Below are 21,949 nucleotides of genomic sequence, written 5' to 3' on the forward strand. Positions count from 1 at the left end.
TGTTGAACAAGATTCTTGAAATTCATGACCTGCATATCTCCTTTAAGACGTTCGGAGGAGAAGTGCAGGCGGTACGCGGAGTCAATCTCGACTTGTACGAAGGAGAGACGCTTGCAATTGTCGGAGAATCCGGCTGTGGAAAAAGTGTAACAGCCTCAAGCATTATGCGCTTAATCCCGACCCCTCCGGGACAGATCAAAGAGGGAAGCATTCTCTTTAAGGGAAAGGACATGACGAAACTGTCCGACAAGAAAATGAGAGGGATCCGTGGTGTCGACATATCGATGATCTTCCAGGATCCGATGACAGCCTTGAACCCGACGTTGACTGTCGGTGATCAGCTTACAGAAGGGCTCAGACAGCACCGGCGTGTGACGAAAAAAGAAGCGGAAGGCCAGGCTGTGGACATGTTGAACCTCGTCGGCATTCCGAATCCTGATGAACGGATGAAGCAGTATCCGTACCAGTTTTCCGGCGGAATGCGGCAGCGGATTGTCATCGCTATGGCTCTTATCTGTGAACCGGAGCTCTTGATAGCCGATGAACCGACGACTGCCCTTGACGTAACGATTCAGGCGCAGATTCTCCAGCTGTTTAACAAAATTCAAAAGGAAACCGGAGTCTCGATCATCCTGATCACACACGATTTGGGTGTGGTTGCGAAAGTGGCGGACCGGATCGCGGTCATGTACGCAGGGAAAGTCGTCGAAACAGGTACAAGGCGGGAGATCTTTTATGAGCCGCAGCATCCCTATACAAAAGGGCTTCTGCATTCTGTTCCCCGTCTGGACCAAAAAGGAGAAAAGCTGATTCCGATTGACGGTACGCCTCCGGATTTGTTTTCACCACCGGAAGGCTGTCCATTTACCGCCCGGTGTCCGGCTGCTATGGAAGTGTGCAGCAGGATTTATCCATATCCAACGGTCCGCAGCGAAACCCATGAGGTGGACTGCTGGCTTCAAGATGAGCGGGCGGAGAAATACTCAGCAACCATTCAATCATGATCAAAGAGAGGGGTAGTACGATGAAAAAGTGGCTGCATGTTTTATGGGGGATTGCAATTATTGCTGTGCTGGCGGCCTGTACAGCCAACAGTTCTAGTGAAGAGGACAATGCGGAAGGGGAGCAGGCAAAATCAGGAGACACTAAAACATTACTGCTCAATAATGGGGAAGAGCCGACGTCCTTTGACCCTCCGATGGGATTTGATTCCGTTTCCTGGAACGCTTTGAACAACCTGATGGAAGGAATGACCCGGCTCGGGAAGGATCATCAGCCTGAGCCTGCAGCGGCAGAGGAGTGGGAAGTTTCTGAAGATGGTAAGGTTTACACGTTTATGATTCGTGAGGATGCTAAATGGTCCAATGGTGACGACTTAACAGCAGGAGATTTTGAATTTGCCTGGAAACGTCTTTTGGATCCTGAAACGGCCTCTCCGGCTGCGTTTCTCGGCTATTTCATTGAAGGTGGAGAAGCGTTTAACAATGGTGATGAATCAAAAGAAGATGTGATGGTCGAGGCCGTAAGCGAGAAGGAGCTGAAAGTGACCCTCTCCTCACCAACCGGTTACTTCCTGAATATTATCTCCAACCCGGCGTTCTTCCCGATTAATGAAAGTGTGGCGGAAGAAAATGCCGAATGGTATGCGGAAGCGGACAGCTTTGTAGGAAACGGACCGTTTACGTTGGACGAGTGGAAGCATGACAGTGAAATGACGTTTAAGAAAAATGAAAACTATTGGGACAAGGATACAGTCAAGCTGGATGAAGTTCACTGGGCCATGGTCAATGATACCAACACAGAATACCAGATGTATGAAAGTGGGGAACTGGACACGACGAACATCCCGGCTGATATGTCCGAAGAGCTGATGGAACATGAACAGCTGAAAGTTCAAGACCAGGCGGGCACCTATTTTTATCGTTTTAATGTAAACGAAGAGCCGTTCCAGAACAAGAAAATCAGACAGGCGCTTGCGATGGCTGTCAATCAGCAGGACATCGTCGATTATGTAACGAAAAACAAAGAAGAACCTGCTTACGGATTCGTTTCCTATGGATTCGAAGGCCCTTCCGGGGAAGATTTCCGTGAACAGAATGGAAACCTTGTAGAGTTCAACGCTGAAGAGGCGCAAAAGCTGCTGGAGGAAGGGATGAAGGAAGAAGGCTATGAAGAACTGCCTCCAATCACTCTTTCCTATAATACAAGTGAGTCACATAAAAAGGTTGCGGAAACGATCCAGCAGATGTTCAAGGAAAACCTGGATGTTGACGTCACCCTGGAAAATGCAGAGTGGAACGTATTCCTCCAGAATCAAAAAGATTTGAAGCACCAGTTGTCACGCAGCTCCTTTATCGCCGACTATGCCGATCCGATCAACTTCCTGGAAAGTTTCGTCACCGATTCATCCATGAACCGGACGGGCTGGTCCAATGACGAGTATGATCAATTCATTGAACAGGCGAAAAATGAAACCGATGAAACGAAGCGGTGGGAGCATATGTATGAAGCAGAGAAGATTTTATTTGAAGAGATGCCGATCTTCCCGATCCATTTCTACAACTTCGTTCTGCTCGAAAAAGAAGGCATATCCGATGTCATCCGTCATCCTGTCGGCTATCTGGAATTGAAATGGGCAGATAAGGAGTAACAACCAAAGGGGCACCCGGCTGAGCCGGGCTTGCCTCTTCTCTATGGAGGAGTCTATGCAGAAACCAAACCGATTACAAAAAGGAGATACGGTTGGAGTGATTGCTCCAGCCAGCCCTCCGGATCTAACGAATTTAACAAATGCGCTGCCGTTCCTGCATTCGCTGGGATTGAACGTTATGATCGGACCAAACGTTAAGCGGACATACGGCTACTTGGCTGGCACAGACCGTGAACGACTGAACGACCTGCATCAGATGTTCAGAGATCCAGCCATTAAAGGGATTTTCTGTGCCGGAGGGGGGTATGGGACCAGTCGTCTGGCTGCTTCCATCGATTACAGCATGATCCGCAGAAACCCCAAAGTATTCTGGGGCTACAGCGATATTACTTTTTTACATACCGCCATCCAGCGTCAGGCAGGTCTTGTCACATTTCACGGACCGATGTTGAGCTCGGATGTCGGGAAGCCCGGCTTTGATGATCGTTCAAAACAGCGGTTTACCCAGCTGTTTCATCCGGAGACATTTACGTACACCAATAAGACATCACCGTTACAAGTAATCTGTAAGGGGACGGCTTCGGGCAGACTTGTGGGGGGAAACCTTTCCCTTCTTGTCAACTCCATCGGTTCCCCTTATGAAATCGATACGAAGAACCGGCTTCTGTTGATCGAGGATGTCGGTGAGGAACCTTACCGGATTGATTCTTTCTTAAGTCAATTAAAGCTTGCAGGTAAACTCGACGACGCTTCCGGTATCGTCGTTGGTGATTTCAGTGAGACCGATCCTAAAAAGAAAAAAGAAACGATCGAAGTTCAGGAAGTATTCCGTCATTATTTTGCTGATTTTCAAAAACCGGTCCTGTCAGGATTTAGAATCGGTCATTGTCTGCCTCACTATGCTGTGCCTCTCGGGGTGGAGGCGGAGCTGTGCAGCAACGCGGAATATTTGAGGATTGCCGCAGGTGTTCAATAACGAAAGGGGGGGGGAAAGCGATGAAAATCCAGTCCGTAGAAACAATGAGGGTGGCCGTTCCACTACACAAACCATTTATAACCGCTCTTCGTACGGTGACCGTCGCCGAATCGATCTATGTGAAAATTGAATTTGATAATGGTCTGACAGGCTGCGGGGAAGCCCCGCCCACCCATGTCATCACAGGGGAATCGCTCGGAGGTATTGAGCACACGATCAAGGAGATTTTGACACCGGTGTTAATTGGCTCCGACATATTGCAGAGAGAAGCTGTATTTGAGTCTCTCCATAGGAGCTGTGTAGGAAACACCAGTGCCAAAGCAGCCGTCGATATGGCATTGTATGATGGGCTTTCTCAAGCTGCCGGACTCCCTCTTTATCAATTTCTTGGAGGGTGGACGGACCAATTGGAAACGGATTATACCGTCAGTGTCCATACACCAGAGGAAATGGCGGAGGACGCTGACGCCTATATCCAGCGAGGATTCCGCGTCTTGAAAGTGAAAGTTGGTAAAGACAGTATCCATCATGACATTGAACGCATACAAGCCATTCATCAAAGAATAGGAAAAAAAGCTGCCATACGACTTGACGCTAATCAAGCGTGGACAGCAAAAGAAGCTGTCTACGCGATCCGTGAGATGGAAAACAGGAAGCTTCCGATCGAACTGGTGGAGCAGCCGGTCAAAGCGGGAGACATTGATGGACTTAAGATGGTGACCGATGCAGTAAGTACGGTAATTATGGCTGATGAGAGTGTGTTTTCTCCAGAAGATGCGATACGTATTTTGAAAACAGGAAGCGCAGATATGATTAATATTAAATTGATGAAAAGCGGAGGGATTCACCAGGCCTTGAAAATCAATGCGGCTGCTGAAAGTTTCGGCGTCCCGTGCATGGTGGGGAGTATGATTGAAACGAAACTCGGCATTACCGCAGCGGCCCATTTTGCTGCCAGTCAGAAGAACGTAACGAAAGTAGATTTCGATGCTCCTCTCATGCTTACCGCAGACCCTGTTGAAGGAGGCGTGCATTACAATCAGGCGGTTATGACTCTACCAAAAACTCCGGGTCTCGGCGTTTCCAGGCTCTCTTTAAAGAATACCGGGATTTCATAAAAGGAGGAAGACCATGACAAAGAAACCAACAATCGAAACAGTCTGGGTGGTGGCCGTTCCAGTAGCCACGGTCTGGACGGCACCAGACTCCCCGAGAGACTGTGATGAAGCAGGGCTGTCAGCGGTCAGTTCGATGTCCGAATGGCTGAACCAGCTCGATCATAAACAGAAACTTGCACTCTGCGATGACAATCTCGTTCAATCCCAGCTTTTATACGGCGAAGAAGTGATCGTCGATGACATGAAGGACGGGTGGGCACGGATTATTATTCCGCATCAGGCTTCGAAAAAAGATGCCCGGGGATATCCCGGCTACATACCTGAAAGGCAGCTCAGTGCTCTGGCGGATTCCAAATGGCAGGGAAATGGCATGCTCGTTGTCCATGATAAACAGACGATGCTTCTGGATGAAAAACGCCAGCCGTTCCTGGAGCTCAGTTATCTGACCTCTCTTCCGGTCATTCAAGAGGAGGGCGTGCTGATCAAGGTCCGTACCCCTCATGGAGAAGGCTATGTATCTGCAGAGGCTGTATCGGTTTACCCTTCTGGTGAAGCGGTCCCGAAAGGCAGTGGAGCAGCCATTATAGAATCAGCAGAAACCTTCCTTGATCTGCCTTATTTCTGGGGAGGGATGAGTGCATATGGGTTTGACTGCTCAGGTTTCGCTTATGCACTGCACAAAGCTCATGGCTACATCATTCCGCGTGACGCCACTGATCAAGTGACCAAAGGAGTGGAAGTACCGATCGATCAAAAGCAGCCTGGCGATCTGTTGTTTTTTGCCTATGATCAAGGTCAGGGGCGTGTCCACCATGTCGGGTTCTATTATGGGGACGGAAAAATGCTTCACTCTCCGAACATAGGGAAGAGCATTGAAATCATTGAGCTGAACGACACGATCTATGAAAAAGAACTGTGTGCGGTACGAAGATACTGGGAAGAAGCGGAGGAGGCAGGATGACGATGGAAAAAGTATTGGAAGTCAAACAATTGAAAAAGCACTTTGACATCGGCAGAAACAAATCGTTGAAAGCTGTGGACGGCATCAGCTTTGATGTATATGAAGGGGAGACGTTCGGCCTTGTCGGGGAGTCCGGGTGCGGCAAATCGACCACAGGCCGGACGATGATGAACCTGTATTCCGCCACAGATGGAGAGGTTCTATATAAAGGGAAAAGTGTTCATGATCGTAGTGAACAAGAGCAGTTCCACTTGAAAAGAGAGATGCAGATGATCTTTCAGGATCCTTATGCTTCTTTAAACCCAAGATCCACAGTAGCGGAAATTATTGCGGAACCCATGGAAATTCACAAGCTCTTCCGAACAAAGCGGGAGCGGATGGAACGGGTGTATGAACTGCTTGAAGAAGTCGGGTTGAACCGTGATCATGCCAATCGATATCCACACGAGTTCAGCGGCGGACAGCGGCAGCGGATCGGGATTGCCCGCGCTCTTGCTCTTGATCCATCCGTCATTATTGCTGACGAACCTATTTCTGCGCTCGACGTTTCTGTCCAGGCTCAGGTGGTCAACCTGTTGGAGAGGCTGCAGGAGGAGAAGGGGCTCACGTATTTGTTTATTGCCCACGACTTGTCTATGGTGCAGCATATATCGGACCGCATCGGGGTGATGTATTTAGGTCACCTCGTCGAGCTGACAACCAGTGATCAGCTTTATAAAAAACCCCTCCATCCTTATACAAAAGCGCTGTTGTCTGCGATTCCAATTCCTGACCCGGATTTGGAAGATGAGCGCGAACAAATGATTATTGAAGGGGAAATTCCCAGTCCGATCGATCCTCCAAGCGGGTGTGTGTTCCGGACAAGGTGCCCCGCAGCGATGGACCGTTGCGCAGAGGAAGTTCCAAAATGGCAGGAGGTTGAAAGTGGACACTATGCAGCCTGTCATTTGTATAACGAAGACGATCCGTCAGGGAAGGATTTACGGAGCCGATCAATCTCCCTTTCCTGATGCATTTCCTATTTTTTTTGAAACGATTGGCTGCTTTTTTCGTATAGACAGAAGAAGGAGGCAGCCTGATGAAAAAGTATTTGATTTTTATAAGTAGTTTTATCGTTCTTTATTTTTTCTATGAATATCTCTCTGGTATAATTTTGACGATCCAATATGACCCTGGGACAGGCGGAGCTGGCAGTGGTCCATCCCATCTGTTGATCCTGGTCGTGGTGGCCACCGTATCCTATTTCCTATCTTGTCTGCCAAAAAGAAAACAGGCATAAACTTACATAATAAAAGAGGCTGCCGGATTTCCGGCAGCCTCTTTTTGCAGGTGTGGCATTCATTCGATATGGACAATTTTTCCGATGATTTGATTAGCTACGTTTTCTCCACTGAGAACGACCATCGGGGAACCACCACCAGGATGGGTGCTGCCGCCACAGAACCATAAGCCTTTCAAGTCCTGGGATTTGTTGAACGGCCTCATAAAGGCCTGACTCCTGCTGTTGGAGGAAGGGCCGTAAAGCGAACCACGATAGGCTCCGAATGTCACTTCAATTTCCTCCGGTCCGATGACCTTTTCATATACAAGATGATCACTGATGGGGATGTCGGCCTTTTTCAGTTTCTCATAGATCAGCGCTTTGTAATGGTCCTTATTCTGCGGATGCCCGCCAACGGCTGGAGCATTGACGAGAATAAAACAATTATCCCCTTTAGGAGAAACATCAGGATCTGATTTTGCTGACGTACAGATATAAATCGTCGGATCGTCGGCATACCTTCCACGGGACAGCTGCCGGAACTCTTTTTTGTAATCACCCGAAAAGAGCAGATGATGGTGGTGCAGCTGGGGAAGATAGGTATCCAGTCCTGCCATGATCACAAAAGCGGAAATGGAAGGATCATAGGAAGCGAGCTTCCCGTCACTCATTTTTTTCCTTTCCTTCTGATCGATGAGGTCCGGGACTGCCTGGAGCAGATCGCCGTTTACGATGACATGATCGGCTTCAAAGAAATCGCCATCCCCTGTTTCGACGCCTACGGCACTTCCTTGATACGTATGGATTTTTGATACGGGGGTGCCGCTGTAGAGATGGACGCCGGCAGCTTCTGCTGCTTGAACGAAGGCTTCCGCAATTTTCGTATTGCCGCCTTTCACATAATACACCCCCTCATTCCATTCAAGGTGGGCAATCATACTGAATGTGGCCGGAGCTTGATAAGGATTGGATCCGATATACGTCGAGTACCGGTTCAAGGCCTTAATGATATCAGGATTGGTAAAGTACTGTCTGAAAAAATGATCCATCGATTGGAGCGGGCGTACCTTCATCATGCTCTTCATAAGGGCGGGAGACAGATAATCCTTCCATCCGTTGAATGTTCTGTGCAGAAAATGCTCCCGGGACATATGGTAGAGCCGCTCGATCTCCTTCAGAAACGGTTCATAAGCCTGGTACCCTTCAGGATCAAGCTGCTTCAGCTGTTTTTTCATAACATCCTGATCGGTGGAAAAATCAAAGGTCGTGCCATTCGGAAAGACATTTCTCGTATGAGTGTCAATCTTTTCAAAGTCGAGAAGATGGGGGGAGAGTCCAGCTTTCGACAGCACTCTTGTGAATACATCCGGCATTGTCATAGTATTGGGGCCAAAGTCGAAGTGATAGCCTTCTTCGTCTACGGCCATCATTTTGCCTCCAAAATGGCTGTTCTTTTCAAACAATTTCACATCTACGCCTTCACTGGCCAGGTGGACCGCAGCGGAAAGACCGCCGAGTCCACCCCCGATAATGACTGCTTTCATTGATACGACCTGCCTTTCCATTGATAAGTACGTCCTCGTTTATGTACAAGCATGGATGCCCACATCATCGCAATCAGCAGCACTCCTGCTACTGGCATGAGAAACGACAGCCACAAGGGGTGTCCTGTCCGTGCATCCACATACATTTTGAACGTAATCAGCAATACATAGGGAAGCAGCAGGTAAAAGGCTCCCGTGAAGACACCGAAAACGGCGAGGCCCCCTGGGAGTATAAAAAGGATGGCATACAACACGGTTAGGAAAACGACCATCCATGTGGAACGTCCGATGCCGGTGTATAGATTCTTCTTAAATCCTGCCCACGTTTCTTTGTTCGACTCGTACATATACGACAGAGCGGATGATGTAATATTGGCAAGGATCATGCGGTAACCGTTCTTTTTCACTTCACGAGCGAGATGAACATCTTCTACAAGCGAATCCTTTACCGATTCATGACCTCCGACCGCCTGATAAGCCGACCGTTCAATCATAATAAAAATGCCGCAGGCTGCTGTAAACATCGGCTTTGTCGTGCGGTTGGCCATAAAAAGTGGAAGGTGAAGCAACACGACCATATGCTGAAGCGGCACAAGCATATGGCTGAGAAAATGATGATTCGGGTAATACGGAAATCCGCTGAGCATAGAAGCTTTTCTTTTGTTCATTGTTCCCAATGTTTGCTGTATCACGGATGGGGCGACACGGGCATCTGCATCCAGGAAAAACAGGTAGTCGCCCCCTGCTTTTTCTGAAAGCTGGTGGCAGGCATGAACTTTCCCGTTCCATCCATCCGGCAGCTCTTTCCCCTGCAGAATCGTAAACCGGGCATCCTCCGCTGTGAGAGAGAGTAGTTTTTCATAGGTACCATCCTCGGAATGGTCATCAAGAAGAAGCATCTCAAGATTTGGATAGGTGAGTGATGATAGCGAGTGGATCAAGCCCTCCACGTTATCCACTTCATTCCGGAGGGGGACGAGCAGGGAAACTTTTTGATCCGCCTCTTCGTGTTTACCTGCCCGCAAAGGATATAGGAATAAACTGTTAACCATTGTCCATACGTTCATAACGACTAAAAGAAGGACAAAGATAAAAAACCATAGCAATGACGGCAGCCTCCTTTCTGTTTAAATAGGGCGGAACAGCTGATGGTCTTCCTGTAGGACTCGTGTCCGGAGTTCATCCAGCTGCTTCGTGGCGGCTGTTTCAAAGTAACGGGTCATAGATTTCCGGTTCAAATCGGAGTACCCCTCCTGTGGAAGAGGGTCCCCGATTGTTATGTAAGCATTCGGTTTTCGTTCATGCTCCAGGGCATAATAGATGGAAACAGGCACCACGTTGACGTGTGGAGCTTTTTGCACGATATAACTGATGCCGGAAAAAAACTCAAGCGGACGTTTTTCCAAAGGCTGTTCCGCCCCCTGGGGGAAAATCCATACCGTTTTTCCTTTAGATAACAGATCCGCACTATAGGAAAGGGATTCTATAAGATGCTTGTGGCTGCTGCTGTTGATGGAAAAGGCGCCAATGCTCCTGAAAAAGGGGAATTTCTGCAGCCCATCCTCATGCATCATACCGTATCCGTCGGAATGGACGACCTGGTCATTGAGATAAAAGATGAACAAAGGGTCCCACCATGCTGAGTGGTTGATAAGAAATAAGGTATTCTTTTTTGGAACGGTCTCCGGGGCATCCAACAGGATCCGGTTGAAATGTTTGTTCAGGAACATCCGGTTGAAACGGGTAAACCCCCACTCGATGATCGGACGTTTATGAGACGGCTTGAACATGTTTTTTCCTCCAAAAATAAAGAGCGTACCAGCCAGCGGTTAAGAGAGCGACAAGCGTGATAGCCAAATACAGCCCCCCGGTAAAGGCCATACAGATAAATAAGAACACCATCAGCCCGAACACCAAAGCCATTCGTTTCGGCCATGTTCCCTCATTCACCAGGTTATCCGGATTCCATATCAGGAATACGAGATGGAAGAAGGCGGCGGTGACAAACCAGCCGGCAAAGTTGCTGAAAGGAATGTCATAATAAAAGCCGGGTTCCTGCCAGATCCAGTATTCTTTTACTTTATAGGATACAGGATCGAGAATAAGATCGATCGTTACCGCACACAACGCTCCCGTCAAAAGAAACGTAAGGAAGCGGGGGAGGGATGGAAGGCCGCTGGAAATAACACGAGCGATTTCGTGGGAGCACCCGATGATCAAGAGCCAGGCAAACCCAATGGTGACAGGGGTGTCGGCGATCTTTATCCCAAAGTCCTGCGTGTAGTCATAGGTTCCGAACAGGAAGTTGTAGGCCACTCCTAAATGTTCGATATAAATACTGGCAGCTATAATGAACAGGCTGTAGAGGATGCCTGTTCTTTTCCCATACATATGTATAAAGTACAGCCCGGCGACAATACCGGCAGCGATTAAAAATACACTGTTGGCCCATTCGAGCCAGGGGGGCAGCCAGTCAAAGGTAACCAGGAATACGCCGCATATGTACCAGAAAATAAAAAAGCGGAAAATATAAGTGGACATGAACGCACCTCAATTTCTACGAAGAATATCAAATATATAACAGGGTCGAGACCTCCTTTCATGATACCTCATCCATCTAGAAAATAAACAATATTTTGTATTCAAATGGAATCCGGATACAGGGGTTCCTTTCATGCACAAAGAGCAGGCATGGGCCTGCTCTTTGTGTTTGTCTATTCTGTTACGTATGAGCCAGCTGCCCTTTTCGGATGTGCGGCCGGCGTTTCTGCATGAATGGAACGATCCAGTGATCCAGGCCGTACCGTCCGGCGTTGATACCGGCAGCAAGGATGAAAATCGTCAGGATGACCATCTGTGGATTGGTGCTGACTGTACCACTGAACAAGAAAGCAAAATTCATCAGGATGCCTCCAAAGGCTGCAGCTGTTGTAAATAATCCAAGGATAAGAGCGATGCCCGCAAGAATTTCCCCCCACATGACGAGCTGTGCGAATAATGGATGATTCGGAAGCACGAACCCTTCAAGGAAAGCCGCCCACCATCCTTGTACGGCCGGGTGATCGCCTGCCGCTTGACTGATGGCTCCCTGGAGAAATCCCTGGACTTCAAAACCACCGGTCAGCTTACCAATACCAGCTTTCAGCCACGTCACACCGATATAAACCCGGATGACCGCTAACACAGCAGCCGCTATTTTATTGGTTCTCAGGAAATGATTCAACATGTTCCTCACTCCTTCGTTTATTATGTTCATTGTTTCACATGATTGCCGGCATCTTTGTTACAACTCCATTATATAATGAATCATGAGGATGGATGGTGTATTGCTCACTATTTCACAATATAGCCATAAACATAAGAACGAATGGTGAACAGTGAGGGGCAAAGGAAGGTTATCGGGAAAGAATCACGAATAAGGAAGAGAGAATGTCTAAAAATAAACGAAGCAGATGAAAGCGTTTTTTGTTAAAATGGGAGCAGAGAGAGGAGTGGGAAGATCATGGAAATGGTCATGAATGTAGTAAGTATTGTCGTTATGCTGGGATTGATCGGCCTCACGATTTTTGATCACGGTTAATACGTAGAAAAAAAAAGCCCGGGAACCTGTCATACAGGTTCCCGGGCTTTTTTATTGTTAACGCACGCGTACGCAGATGAGCTGTTTATCTAGTTGAATTAAGCTAGGACGCGCTTGTATAGCGTGATGCAGTAGGTACCGCTGTCACCAAGCGCAGAGGTAATCGTAAATGAAGTCGGGCTGTTGACGCTGACAGAGTCAGTAACACCTGGAGCTGCTGCAAGAACCCCTGCGGGTGTACCTACGACTGCCCCTGCTACAGGAGCGAGACTGGAAGCGGAGTTGAAAATCTGGAAGGTTCCGGAGACGTAGCTTCCTGCAGGAGCGTTCCACACTTCTTCAGCTACAAGTGCTCCATTGAAATTCCCACAAATTTTTTCCTGAACAATCTGCGCCTGCGGACAGCAGGCCGAATGTGATTGACACATAATTATATTCTCCTTTGTTTTATTAAGCTAAAACACGTTTATACAACGTAATACAGTACGTGCCGGTTACCCCGGCGAGGGTGGTTACCGTAAATAATGTCGGGTTGTTAACACTTTCGGAAACCGTGTTCCCCGGCAGGGCTGTCAAAACGACATCTCCGGCTGTGACAATGTTCCCTGCACTTGATGCTGAATTAAATACTTGGAACGTTGCAGAAACATAGCTGCCGGCTGGAGCCTCCCATAAAGTATCAGCGACCAGCAGTTCATTGATATTCCCACAGATTTCCTCCTGGACGATCTGTGCCTGGGGGCAGCACGCGGACCCGGAATCCGAATAGACACCACACATATTCATTCCTCCTTGCAGTCTCAAATTTCACTTCTACACTATAGTAATAATCTATGTCATTTCGTAGAAACAGCTTGTGTATCCGTCTATGAAGACTTACCATATTGTAATTTGGGCCGCAGAAAAAATAGGCCGACACCTATTTGTCTTTCACTTCGATTATAGAAGTGAGAGGAGGTGAGAAATATGGCCGTAACCAACACACGCATGGATTCCCGGCTGCAGCTTGTATTAGCGGTTGGACAGGATGAAGAGGGAAACATGGTTTACAAGACGAAATCATTTAACAACATGAAAACCGAAGCAACGGATGAACAGCTTTACCAAACCGCAGTTGCGCTTGCACCGCTTCAACAGCACATCATGGAAGAAGTCGCCCGAGACAACCGCTCGATTCTTACTGAAGATTAATAACAAGGAGGTCAAACGATGAAAAAGCTCGAGCTTAAGTTTTTAAATGAAGAAAACAGGACAGTGACAATCAGTCTTGATGATCCAGTAGAACCAGTGGATCCGGCTTTGGTGAACGCTGCGATGGATGAAATCCTCGTGCAAGACTGTTTTACTTCAACTGGGGGAAGTCTTGTATCCAAGAAAGAAGCCCGTATTGTGGAACGGAACGTATTTGATATTGCGTTGTAAATGAGGAAAGCCGCCCGGAGATGCGGGCGGCTTTTTTATCAAAAGGAGGATGCTGCCCTTGGACACGTGGATATCCATCATGGCGGATGTCGGTTTTCCGGTTGCGGTGACCTTTTACCTGCTTCACCGGATCGAAGGAAAGCTGGATCAGTTGATTGAAACGATGCATCAGTGGCCGGAAAAGCTGATCAATCAAAAATAAAGAACATCCAGCCATGATAGGCTGGATGTTCTTTTTAATTGGTAAGCCCCCATTGATTGAATGGATAGATGACCAGTTCTGTACGGCCGATGATCTCATCTTCTTCGATAAAGCCGAGACCGTTGCGGCTGTCTTTACTGATGGAGCGGTTATCTCCCATGACAAAGTATTTCCCGTCTGGAACATCCACAGGACCGTAGTCTCTCGTAGCGGAGGCCGCATCTTCACTCAAGTATTCCTGCGTCTGCTTTTCTCCATTAACATAAAGCTCGTGGTCCCGGATTTCGATGGTATCCCCCGGCTGACCGATGATTCGTTTCACATAACTTTTAACAGGACGTTCAATGATCACGATATCTCCACGCTCAGGTTCATCTATATAGTAGATAATTTTATTGAACATGACTCGTTCACCGTTTTGAAGAGTAGGATCCATACTGGCACCCTCTACGATAGACGTGGCGAAGAAGAACGTTCTTAGAATGAAGGCCAGTGTGATGGCGACGGCAATGGCTTTCAACCATTCCAGCCATTCATTTTTAGATTGTTCAGACAATCTCATCTTCCTTTCTCGATGAACAGAAATGATTTCGCTTTTATTTTACCATATTGGTTTAGAAATGAAAGGGAGATCGATTTCAATGTAATGGATATGTAACATAGGAAAGGGGGAATCTTCGTCAACCTATGTCGAATTGTAAATTGTTTTAGCATATATCTTTACAAATGGAATGAAAATTGAGATAATTTTTTTCGTGCAGGTTGGACAGGCGAACAAACATTCCTTTTGCTTACGTATTTGAAAGAGATAAAGACAAAAAGATAGGACTGGCAGGAGGTCGTCGCACGTGCAGGTCATGGATAAAGAGACGATGCTGGAAGAGATTGAGCACCTTCGAAAAAGAATGATGGAGGTCGCCAATGAAAAGGGATTCTCCAGTGTGGAATCGGTTCAAATCAGTCAGCGGCTGGATACATTACTCAACGAGATTCAACAACAATCATAAAACTTACAGAGCTTACCGTTCTGTAAGTTTTTTTATGTAGCTGCCCTCAGCGATGATGTCATCTATACATAAAGAGCAGATCAGTTTTTTTCTGTTTGATTGGAACAGGAAAGAGGATCGATCAAAGGGCGGGGATCACATTCCTGAGCAGTCACAGCAATGGTGGCAGGGTGAATCACTTTGACCGACTGGCAGATATCAATCAGCAGTTCCAGGCAGAGGCAGTGTTTGATTTTCGTAATCATTTGTACCCTGCAGGTAAAATGGGTCACTTCACATTGGATACTCGTGCCTGGCGGGGCACAGAGGAGCAGTTTTTCAATTTGCGAAAAGGCACACACACAGACGCATCCATTAGGGAGTTTGACACCCAGACAGCCTTCTTTACATAAAGTAACTTCATGAAGGATGATTTTTTCACCAGACGGCAGAAGAACCGGGACTTCTTTTCTCTGTCCAATTTCCCTGCAGATAATGGAGTCAAGACCTGATTTCCTGCAGCACCCATCCGTTAAAAAGCAGGTGTAACATTCACAGTCGAGAGGCAGTTCTTCCTTTCCTTGGGGAAGGATGTAATTTAAATCCAGGCAGTATTTTCCTCTCAGTACCATATCCCCCGTACGGACAACTTCAAGGCTCTGAAGACCTTGAACAGTCCTGCTGAATGTTTTCCCTGTACCACTATTTACTTTTTCGCCATTAATAAAAATAAAAAGATCGCTTAAATCTCCCTGCTGAAGGGTGAGGACAATGGTTCCTGTAATCGGTTCAGTCAACAGCGACTGCCAAAGCAGTTGACGGGAATCATTCGTCAAGGTGAAGTTGCCGCAGACCTCATCCATAAGGATATCATCACGAAATGAAATGGTTAAACACTTCGTAAATTGAAGAGGTGCGGTCACCCAGTCATACACTTTTTCTGTTTGTATACAATGCTTATCCATAAGATCCCCCCTTTTAGAATAGTAGCCGGCACCTGTAAACATTCATGCTGGTCCCTCTTTTTTATCATTCGTAACAAACGCTCCTCCATCTTCTTCCTGCAGGGAACCATAACGGCTCATGGACAGATCGGTTTCACGGGTTCCGGATCTTCGCATCCGGTGATTCGCAGATTATCCAAAAAAGCAGCCGAGTTAAACACCCGGTCAATGACATCAGCCACTCTGATCTGAAGGGTGATCAGTTCACAGCTGTAGCAGGACAGGTCAAGCTCCGCTGTGTAGATGTCCGTAGTCACAGCGTTATACGTAACATCATTAGGTGTAGGGAAAGGTGGAAGAGGTGCCATGGAATTCCCATTCGGCATATTGGAAAAGGGCGCAGCATTCGTAACCGTTACAGGATTTCCATCCGGGAGCAGGGCAATATTTTCTGTCCCGAGAGAAGTGAAGACATCCGCCCGGAAATAGTCGGCAAACGCTCCGACAAACTGTGGATTTTCCTCGGTACCGAATTTCCAGTCGAATGTCAGCTTGCCGGGGTCTTTCGGCAGAAGGAATTGAAGCCTGACGGTGACAACATCAAGAGACACCTGCCCATCCGGGGAACCTAAGGGGTCTCCGGCGGGCACGATGGGCCCGCCTGTATTTTCAGATACGAAAGTGGTGGCTGTTCCAGGAGTAAGGCTGGCAAAACCGCTGCTTAAAACGACAAATTCATTTCCATTCGTCGGAAAACCCTGGAGCGCCGTAGAGAAAATTTCACTTTGAACAGACGGGCCTGTCACTGTAGCATTTACTAAACAGCACTTTGTCAAGGGAGTGACCAGTGCTTCAACAATTTCATCTATTGTGGCCATACCGGCACACTACCTTTCCTATAAAGATTGAATTTTGGGATAAATCGGAAAAGGCAGGAGTAAAAGGTATCCTGCCCCGCCATTCATAATCGATAATTCGCGCTGATGCAGTATTTTCCACGGCATGCGTTTCCTGCTGCCGCCTCTGTATTACAAATGATCCGGACTTCATCAAAGGTCTGGACCGTCACTGATCGTGTGTTTCCGTTACTCCCAAGTGTTGCCAGAGGGATCGTAAAGGTTTCCACCACCACTCCACCATTCGCTACATAAACAGTCAATGGATCGGCACACCCGGTATCATAAAAGACACTGATGGTACCGGCATCAATCGAAAAACTTGAGGTCCAGACCGTTTCTGCAAGGTCGAATGCCGGGTCTGCCGTATCAGTTAAACAATCGATCGTAAAGTTTCCGCAGAACTCATCCATAGCAAATTGACCACCGCGGTCGGGACAACAACAATTCGCCATTCGTTTTCCTCCTTGAATCGTTATAGTACAGCCTATGATAAAAAGAAGAAGCTGCATAGGTTTGTGTACTAGAGGAATGAAAGTTTTTAAAATCAGGCACTTCTAATAAAAAGACACATCCGTCATGGATGTGTCTTAAAACAATTTGGCCCAGACCGTCGGTTTTCCTTCGTTTCTCTGATAAGGGGCTTGTTTCTGTAATCTTGTAAATAAAGGTTTGTTTTGAGAAACGTTGATCGCAATTAACCATGTGTAAAGGCTTTGATTCACAAAGACTTAGTGACGATGCAAACATCCAGCGTTAAGTCGCACGTGACCATCTACACATGAGGCCTTTGCATCTGCAAGCTGTCACACGTGTTTTTGTTATTTCAAATATTTCTCAAGTCGATCGAGACCTTTTTTCAGTGTTTCCATGCTGTAAGCGTAGGAAAGTCGCATATATCCTTCTCCATAGCTGGAAAAAGCATCTCCCGGCACGAGGGCCAGGCCGGCTTCTTCCACCAGCTCGACGGCTTTATCTGTGGTCGATTTACCATCCAGGGGGAATTGGATAAACAAATAAAAGGCACCGTCCGGCTGAGCGAATGATAATCCCATTTGTTTGAGTCGATCTGCTGCATAATCGCGACGTTCCTTATAGGCATCACGCATGTTCTCCGCTTCCTGCTTCTGATTGGACAGTGCTTCCAGAGCAGCATATTGGCTGATCGAGGTGGCGCAGGACACGTTATATTGATGGACTTTCAATAGATGACGGGACAGCCATTCCGGTGCAAGCAGATAGCCGATCCGCCAACCCGTCATGCTGTGGGACTTGGATACTCCGTTCACGACGATGACGTTGTCGCGGACATCCGGAATAGAAGCAATGGATGTATGCGGCTGTTCGTAAACGAGCTCGCTGTAAATTTCATCAGCAATGAGGAAGATGTCGTTCTGCTTGATGACTTCAGCGATGTCCTCCAACTCTTCTTTTGTTAATGAAACACCGGTTGGGTTGGAAGGGTAGGGAAGAATGACCGCTTTAGTTTTTTCGGTGATATGTGACTGAATAATGCCGCCGGTGAGCTTGAATTCCTCAGCACTCGTATCTGCAAATACCGGTATGCCGCCGGCGAGCCGGATCAATGGTTCATATCCCGGATATACAGGGCCGGGGAGGATAACTTCATCTCCAGGATGGAGGATGGTACGCAGGGAAAGATCCAGCGCTTCGGATGCTCCGACCGTTATAATGATTTCCTGTTCGGCGTCATAAGAAAGACCATAGGATGCGGCCGCATGATGCTGGACCGCCTGGCGGAGCTCAAGGAGACCGGCGTTATGTGTGTAGCTCGTCTGGTCTCTTTCAATCGCCTGGATACCCGCCCGCTTGACGGCATCAGGGGTAGGGAAGTCCGGCTGGCCGATGGTCAGGGAAACGACGTCCTCATAATGGCTGACCATATTAAAAAAGCGGCGGATGCCTGAAATTTCGATGTTTTTAACTGTTGGGTTGATCAAATGCTCCATTATAGCTCTCCTTTTTACATAAAGTTAACAAAATGTTCAAACAATTCAAGTGTATCATTTGTTGAATTTTGTTATAATTCAAACTAAGACAAGGAAAGGAAGTGTAGAATGAGGTCGATTCACCGTTTATCTTTTGAAGAACTTGTTGATCGTAACAAGCAGCAGCTGCTGCAAGACGAAGAAGCGATTGAAGAAATTGAAAGACAAATAGATGAAAAACATACAAATAAACTTCGTCCTGACCATGTTGTAAATTAATGACTGTACTAAAAAAAGCGGCCGCCTGCAAGGGGCTGCTTTTTACATTTTCATAGGAACGTGGGAGAATGTAAAGCATAAACCATAACTATTTTCAGGCAGGTGATCCATATGAACGATGTTGGTTTAGTGTTGGAAGGCGGGGGGATGCGGGGAGCATATACCGCAGGAGTCCTGGATTATTTTCTCGATCAGGGTCTGCATTTCCCCTATGTTGTCGGAGCTTCTGCCGGCGCGTGTAATGGCAGCTCCTATGTAGCGAGACAGCGGGGCAGGAATTACCGGGTCATTGTTGAATACGGGGATCATCCCGAATACATATCCTATAAGCGAATGCTGACGAAACGGCAGTTGTTTGGCATGGACTTTCTTTTCGACAAGCTTCCAAATGAACTGGTCCCTTTCGATTATGACTCATTTATGAAACAGACGACGAAGTTCGTCGTAGCGACAACAGACATGGATTCCGGCAGACCGGTCTTTTTTGATTCCTTCCATGACAGGGAAAGTCTTCTGAAAGTCATCCGGGCTTCCAGCTCGCTTCCGATGATTGCTCCCAGCATTGACTTCGGCGGATTTCAACTCATGGACGGCGGTATTGCCGATCCGATCCCATTGCAGCGTTCGATTGATGACGGCAATCAAAAGCATGTGATCGTCCTGACAAGAAATGACGGGTATACGAAAGAAAAATCCAAAGCGGGCTGGTATTTGAACCGGCGGTATAAAAAGTTTCCGAACTTCGCTAAAACGATGACAGACCGCCATTTAAACTACAATGCCCAGTTGGAACACGTAAGAAAATTGGAGGAGGAGGGCAGGGCTCTCGTCATCCGTCCCCGCCAGCCGCTGGTGGTCAGCCGGATTGAGAGGAACCGCGACCGGCTGCACAACCTCTATACGCAGGGCTATCAGGAAGCAGAGGATCTTGGAGGACAGCTGGCCGATTTTCTTCAGATGGATCACTTAGAAATGATCCGGACATGAGACCTGAGTATATAGCGTCTGAAATCAATGAAGCCTTGGCGGAACATAAGGATGACCGCCAACGGCAGCCGATGGAAAACTATATGAAAAACCACTTTCCATTCTATGGAATCCAAACGCCCGAAAGGAAAAAAATCCTGGCTCCTTTTGTGAGCGACAGTAAAACCTACCATGAGAAGGAACGATTCGGATTGGCGTTTCAACTTTTTCAGATGCCTGAGAGAGAATGTCACTATGCAGCCCTGGCTGTCTTGGAAAAAGGGAAAAAGGCGGTTTCTCCGGAGGCGCTGGAGTTTTACAGAGAGCTCCTTTTGATGAAACCGTGGTGGGATACTGTTGATATGATCGCTTCCCATCTGTGCGGCGAATATTTTAAGCTCTACCCGGAACAGCTGCGTCCATATACAGAACAATTCCGTGATTCGGACTTTATGTGGCTGCGTCGTGCCGCACTGCTTTTTCAACTGAAGTACAAAGGGGAGACAGATGAAGCCCTTTTATTTGAAACCATCCTCCGTTTAAGAGAGGAGAAGGAATTTTTCATCGAAAAAGCCATCGGATGGGCCCTCAGGGAATACAGCAAAACCGATCCGGATGCTGTTATCGATTTTTTATCGACGCATGAATGCCGTCCCCTCAGCCGCCGGGAGGGATTGAAGTGGCTGAAGAACAAGCAGCCTCACCTGCTGGACCGTCTCTAGGTTTATTCCTTAAAGCTCCTGTTCATAATGGAGAAGAGAACAAGGATAAAGGAGACGTACATGATGAATATGGGTGAATGGCTCGATCCTCACTTTTTGGAAGAACCGATCCAATGGCTGGATGAAGATATCCTTCAGATATTTGGTATGGAGCCGGAATACATCCAGTTTCTTCTGGTGTTTGCTTTCATGGGGGCTTTGATGTGGGTGGTAAAGCCGGTGGTCGAGTGGCTGATGCTGCGAAACTGGCTCATCTTTTTAAGTGGCGGGGCCTCTGTATTGATCGCGCTCGTTTTCCTGCAGATGGTGGACAGGTATGCCATGTCAGGAACAACATCCACCCTGCCGGAATACTACTGGTTCATCTGCCTTTCCGCTATCAGTGGATACGGTCTCACCCTCGCCGGGTGGCTGACGGTAAAACAGGCGTACCTCAGATTCACGAAGCGTAAAAGAAGGAAGGCTGCTTGAACTCTCTTTTAAAAAGAGAGTTTTTTTCTTCACCACTGGACGAGTCCTGCCGATACTATAGGAGGATGTTTAGAAGAAAGGGCGATGTTCATGAAACAGGACCAGGGAATTTTACTGGAGAGTGGTACCAATGAACTCGAAATCGTAGAGTTTGGAATTGGTGAAAACCGCTTCGGTATGAATGTGATAAAAGTGAAAGAGATTTTAAACCCGCAGCCAATGACAAAAGTGCCTCACTCCCACCCCTCTGTAGAGGGGATCATCGATATACGCGGTGAAGTCGTGCCCGTCGTCGATGTTGCGCATGCGCTGGGATTTCCAGCCTCTGATCGTCCGGAAAAGGATAAGTTTATTCTCTCGGAATTCAACCAGACGAAAATCGTTTTTCACGTCCATACGGTTACTCAGATTCACCGGATTTCATGGGAACAGATTGAAAAACCGAATCAAATGTATCAAGGCCTCGACACGCAGATCACCGGGGTCATCAAAAGAGAAGAGGATATGCTGCTTCTGCTTGATTTCGAAAAAGTGGTCGCTGATATCAACCCGGAAACGAGTATGAAAAAAGAACAGCTCCGGGAGCTGGGACAGCGGGAGCGTTCTTCGAAAAAGATTCTTATAGCTGAAGACTCTGCCATGCTCCGTGCGATGCTTCAGGAAACGTTGAGTGAAGCCGGGTATGATCAGACCGTCAGTTTTGAAAACGGCAGGGAGGCGTGGGATCATCTCGAAGGAATGATGGAAGAAGGAAAAACGATGACCGAGGAATACCAGCTGATCATTACAGATATCGAAATGCCTATGATGGACGGTCATCATTTTACGAAACTGTTGAAAGAGCATGAGCAGCTGCAGGTACTTCCTGTTGTCATATTTTCCTCCCTTATTACAGAAGATCTCCGACATAAAGGAGAACGAGTAGGGGCAGATGCCCAGGTTTCCAAACCGGAAATCGTGGAGCTGGTCAAAATCATCGATCAAAACATCTTGTAACATAAAGAAAAATCCGCTGGAATCAG

The 21,949-nt window shown here is 47.4% G+C and carries 28 protein-coding genes; 16 read left to right on the plus strand and 12 right to left on the minus strand.

Translation table 11 applies throughout. The features are described 5' to 3' along the window. The first annotated feature begins 2 nt into the window (after window positions 1-2). From ACXAD6_RS07350 to ACXAD6_RS07380, 7 genes are all read left to right on the plus strand, one after another. Window positions 3-1,004 carry an ABC transporter ATP-binding protein gene (locus ACXAD6_RS07350; protein ID WP_474970379.1) on the plus strand — a complete coding sequence of 334 codons (1,002 nt, stop codon included), beginning with the start codon at window positions 3-5 and terminating at the stop codon, window positions 1,002-1,004. 20 nt (window positions 1,005-1,024) lie between these two features. Then, entirely contained in the window at window positions 1,025-2,650 is a 1,626-nt protein-coding gene (locus ACXAD6_RS07355) for a peptide ABC transporter substrate-binding protein (protein ID WP_474968325.1), read from the plus strand. Between the two features lie 55 nt (window positions 2,651-2,705). Next, window positions 2,706-3,626 carry a S66 peptidase family protein gene (locus ACXAD6_RS07360; protein WP_474968326.1) on the plus strand — a complete coding sequence of 307 codons (921 nt, stop codon included), beginning with the start codon at window positions 2,706-2,708 and terminating at the stop codon, window positions 3,624-3,626. A gap of 20 nt (window positions 3,627-3,646) precedes the next feature. Further along, window positions 3,647-4,744: a dipeptide epimerase gene (locus ACXAD6_RS07365; RefSeq protein ID WP_474968327.1), complete on the plus strand. Its 1,098-nt coding sequence runs from the start codon at window positions 3,647-3,649 to the stop codon at window positions 4,742-4,744. Window positions 4,745-4,757: 13 nt separating this feature from the next. Then, window positions 4,758-5,705, plus strand: a complete 948-nt coding sequence (locus tag ACXAD6_RS07370) for a C40 family peptidase (RefSeq protein WP_474968328.1) — start codon at window positions 4,758-4,760, stop codon at window positions 5,703-5,705. Beyond that, window positions 5,702-6,715: an ABC transporter ATP-binding protein gene (locus ACXAD6_RS07375; protein ID WP_474968329.1), complete on the plus strand. Its 1,014-nt coding sequence runs from the start codon at window positions 5,702-5,704 to the stop codon at window positions 6,713-6,715. The genes ACXAD6_RS07370 and ACXAD6_RS07375 overlap by 4 nt, the downstream gene beginning before the upstream one ends. Window positions 6,716-6,783: 68 nt before the next feature. Further along, entirely contained in the window at window positions 6,784-6,984 is a 201-nt protein-coding gene (locus ACXAD6_RS07380; protein ID WP_474968330.1) for a hypothetical protein, read from the plus strand. A gap of 59 nt (window positions 6,985-7,043) precedes the next feature. On the opposite strand, the gene ACXAD6_RS07385 is transcribed toward ACXAD6_RS07380, so the two are convergent. From ACXAD6_RS07385 to ACXAD6_RS07415, 7 genes are all read right to left on the minus strand, one after another. Further along, a complete protein-coding gene (locus tag ACXAD6_RS07385; protein ID WP_474968331.1) occupies window positions 7,044-8,510 on the minus strand; it encodes a phytoene desaturase family protein in 1,467 nt (488 codons plus the stop codon). Next, entirely contained in the window at window positions 8,507-9,577 is a 1,071-nt protein-coding gene (locus tag ACXAD6_RS07390; RefSeq protein ID WP_474968332.1) for a glycosyltransferase family 2 protein, read from the minus strand. Before ACXAD6_RS07390 ends, ACXAD6_RS07385 begins: the two co-directional genes overlap by 4 nt. 60 nt (window positions 9,578-9,637) lie before the next feature. Then, window positions 9,638-10,300, minus strand: a complete 663-nt coding sequence (locus ACXAD6_RS07395) for a lysophospholipid acyltransferase family protein (protein ID WP_474968333.1) — start codon at window positions 10,298-10,300, stop codon at window positions 9,638-9,640. Then, window positions 10,281-11,051, minus strand: a complete 771-nt coding sequence (locus tag ACXAD6_RS07400) for a carotenoid biosynthesis protein (RefSeq protein ID WP_474968334.1) — start codon at window positions 11,049-11,051, stop codon at window positions 10,281-10,283. Before ACXAD6_RS07400 ends, ACXAD6_RS07395 begins: the two co-directional genes overlap by 20 nt. Window positions 11,052-11,232: 181 nt before the next feature. Then, on the minus strand, window positions 11,233-11,736 hold the full coding sequence (locus ACXAD6_RS07405; protein WP_474968335.1) for a DoxX family protein: 504 nt from the start codon (window positions 11,734-11,736) through the stop codon (window positions 11,233-11,235). Between the two features lie 452 nt (window positions 11,737-12,188). After that, the gene (locus ACXAD6_RS07410) at window positions 12,189-12,518 is read right to left on the minus strand and encodes an S-Ena type endospore appendage (RefSeq protein ID WP_474968336.1); all 330 of its coding nucleotides are present in this window, start codon (window positions 12,516-12,518) and stop codon (window positions 12,189-12,191) included. 22 nt (window positions 12,519-12,540) lie between these two features. Then, complete coding sequence (locus ACXAD6_RS07415; protein WP_474968337.1) at window positions 12,541-12,870, minus strand: S-Ena type endospore appendage; 330 nt, start codon at window positions 12,868-12,870, stop codon at window positions 12,541-12,543. Between the two features lie 186 nt (window positions 12,871-13,056). Between ACXAD6_RS07415 and ACXAD6_RS07420 the strand changes: the two genes are divergently transcribed. From ACXAD6_RS07420 to ACXAD6_RS07430, 3 genes are read left to right on the plus strand one after another with little or no spacing between them, the layout of a single operon-like run. Beyond that, complete coding sequence (locus tag ACXAD6_RS07420) at window positions 13,057-13,281, plus strand: DUF1659 domain-containing protein (RefSeq protein WP_474968338.1); 225 nt, start codon at window positions 13,057-13,059, stop codon at window positions 13,279-13,281. An 18-nt stretch (window positions 13,282-13,299) separates the two neighbouring features. Next, window positions 13,300-13,512, plus strand: a complete 213-nt coding sequence (locus ACXAD6_RS07425; protein WP_474968339.1) for a DUF2922 domain-containing protein — start codon at window positions 13,300-13,302, stop codon at window positions 13,510-13,512. 58 nt (window positions 13,513-13,570) lie between these two features. After that, on the plus strand, window positions 13,571-13,714 hold the full coding sequence (locus ACXAD6_RS07430) for a YvrJ family protein (protein WP_160835417.1): 144 nt from the start codon (window positions 13,571-13,573) through the stop codon (window positions 13,712-13,714). A 34-nt stretch (window positions 13,715-13,748) separates the two neighbouring features. Here ACXAD6_RS07430 and lepB read toward each other — a convergent pair whose 3' ends face one another. After that, window positions 13,749-14,276 carry a signal peptidase I gene (gene lepB, locus ACXAD6_RS07435; protein ID WP_474968340.1) on the minus strand — a complete coding sequence of 176 codons (528 nt, stop codon included), beginning with the start codon at window positions 14,274-14,276 and terminating at the stop codon, window positions 13,749-13,751. 295 nt (window positions 14,277-14,571) lie between these two features. Between lepB and ACXAD6_RS07440 the strand changes: the two genes are divergently transcribed. After that, the gene (locus tag ACXAD6_RS07440) at window positions 14,572-14,721 is read left to right on the plus strand and encodes a Spo0E family sporulation regulatory protein-aspartic acid phosphatase (RefSeq protein WP_474970380.1); all 150 of its coding nucleotides are present in this window, start codon (window positions 14,572-14,574) and stop codon (window positions 14,719-14,721) included. 80 nt (window positions 14,722-14,801) lie between these two features. On the opposite strand, the gene ACXAD6_RS07445 is transcribed toward ACXAD6_RS07440, so the two are convergent. From ACXAD6_RS07445 to ACXAD6_RS07460, 4 genes are all read right to left on the minus strand, one after another. Beyond that, complete coding sequence (locus tag ACXAD6_RS07445; protein ID WP_474968341.1) at window positions 14,802-15,665, minus strand: BMQ_0737 family morphogenetic spore coat protein; 864 nt, start codon at window positions 15,663-15,665, stop codon at window positions 14,802-14,804. Window positions 15,666-15,781: 116 nt separating this feature from the next. Continuing rightward, a complete protein-coding gene (locus ACXAD6_RS07450) occupies window positions 15,782-16,522 on the minus strand; it encodes a choice-of-anchor L domain-containing protein (RefSeq protein WP_474968342.1) in 741 nt (246 codons plus the stop codon). An 83-nt stretch (window positions 16,523-16,605) separates the two neighbouring features. After that, window positions 16,606-16,995: a DUF3992 domain-containing protein gene (locus ACXAD6_RS07455; RefSeq protein ID WP_474968343.1), complete on the minus strand. Its 390-nt coding sequence runs from the start codon at window positions 16,993-16,995 to the stop codon at window positions 16,606-16,608. Window positions 16,996-17,361: 366 nt separating this feature from the next. Further along, the gene (locus ACXAD6_RS07460; protein WP_474968344.1) at window positions 17,362-18,510 is read right to left on the minus strand and encodes an aminotransferase A; all 1,149 of its coding nucleotides are present in this window, start codon (window positions 18,508-18,510) and stop codon (window positions 17,362-17,364) included. Between the two features lie 108 nt (window positions 18,511-18,618). Here ACXAD6_RS07460 and ACXAD6_RS07465 point away from each other — a divergent pair, with 108 nt between their 5' ends. From ACXAD6_RS07465 to ACXAD6_RS07485, 5 genes are all read left to right on the plus strand, one after another. Next, complete coding sequence (locus ACXAD6_RS07465; protein ID WP_474968345.1) at window positions 18,619-18,768, plus strand: FbpB family small basic protein; 150 nt, start codon at window positions 18,619-18,621, stop codon at window positions 18,766-18,768. A gap of 111 nt (window positions 18,769-18,879) precedes the next feature. Beyond that, window positions 18,880-19,755: a patatin-like phospholipase family protein gene (locus ACXAD6_RS07470; RefSeq protein ID WP_474968346.1), complete on the plus strand. Its 876-nt coding sequence runs from the start codon at window positions 18,880-18,882 to the stop codon at window positions 19,753-19,755. Further along, entirely contained in the window at window positions 19,752-20,456 is a 705-nt protein-coding gene (locus tag ACXAD6_RS07475) for a DNA alkylation repair protein (protein ID WP_474968347.1), read from the plus strand. Before ACXAD6_RS07470 ends, ACXAD6_RS07475 begins: the two co-directional genes overlap by 4 nt. A 63-nt stretch (window positions 20,457-20,519) precedes the next feature. Beyond that, window positions 20,520-20,927, plus strand: coding sequence for a hypothetical protein (locus tag ACXAD6_RS07480; RefSeq protein ID WP_474968348.1), 408 nt, complete (start codon window positions 20,520-20,522; stop codon window positions 20,925-20,927). Between the two features lie 90 nt (window positions 20,928-21,017). Further along, window positions 21,018-21,923, plus strand: a complete 906-nt coding sequence (locus ACXAD6_RS07485) for a chemotaxis protein (protein ID WP_474970381.1) — start codon at window positions 21,018-21,020, stop codon at window positions 21,921-21,923. Window positions 21,924-21,949 lie beyond the last annotated feature (26 nt).

This window comes from Halobacillus sp. ABH2_015, from assembly GCF_056158945.1.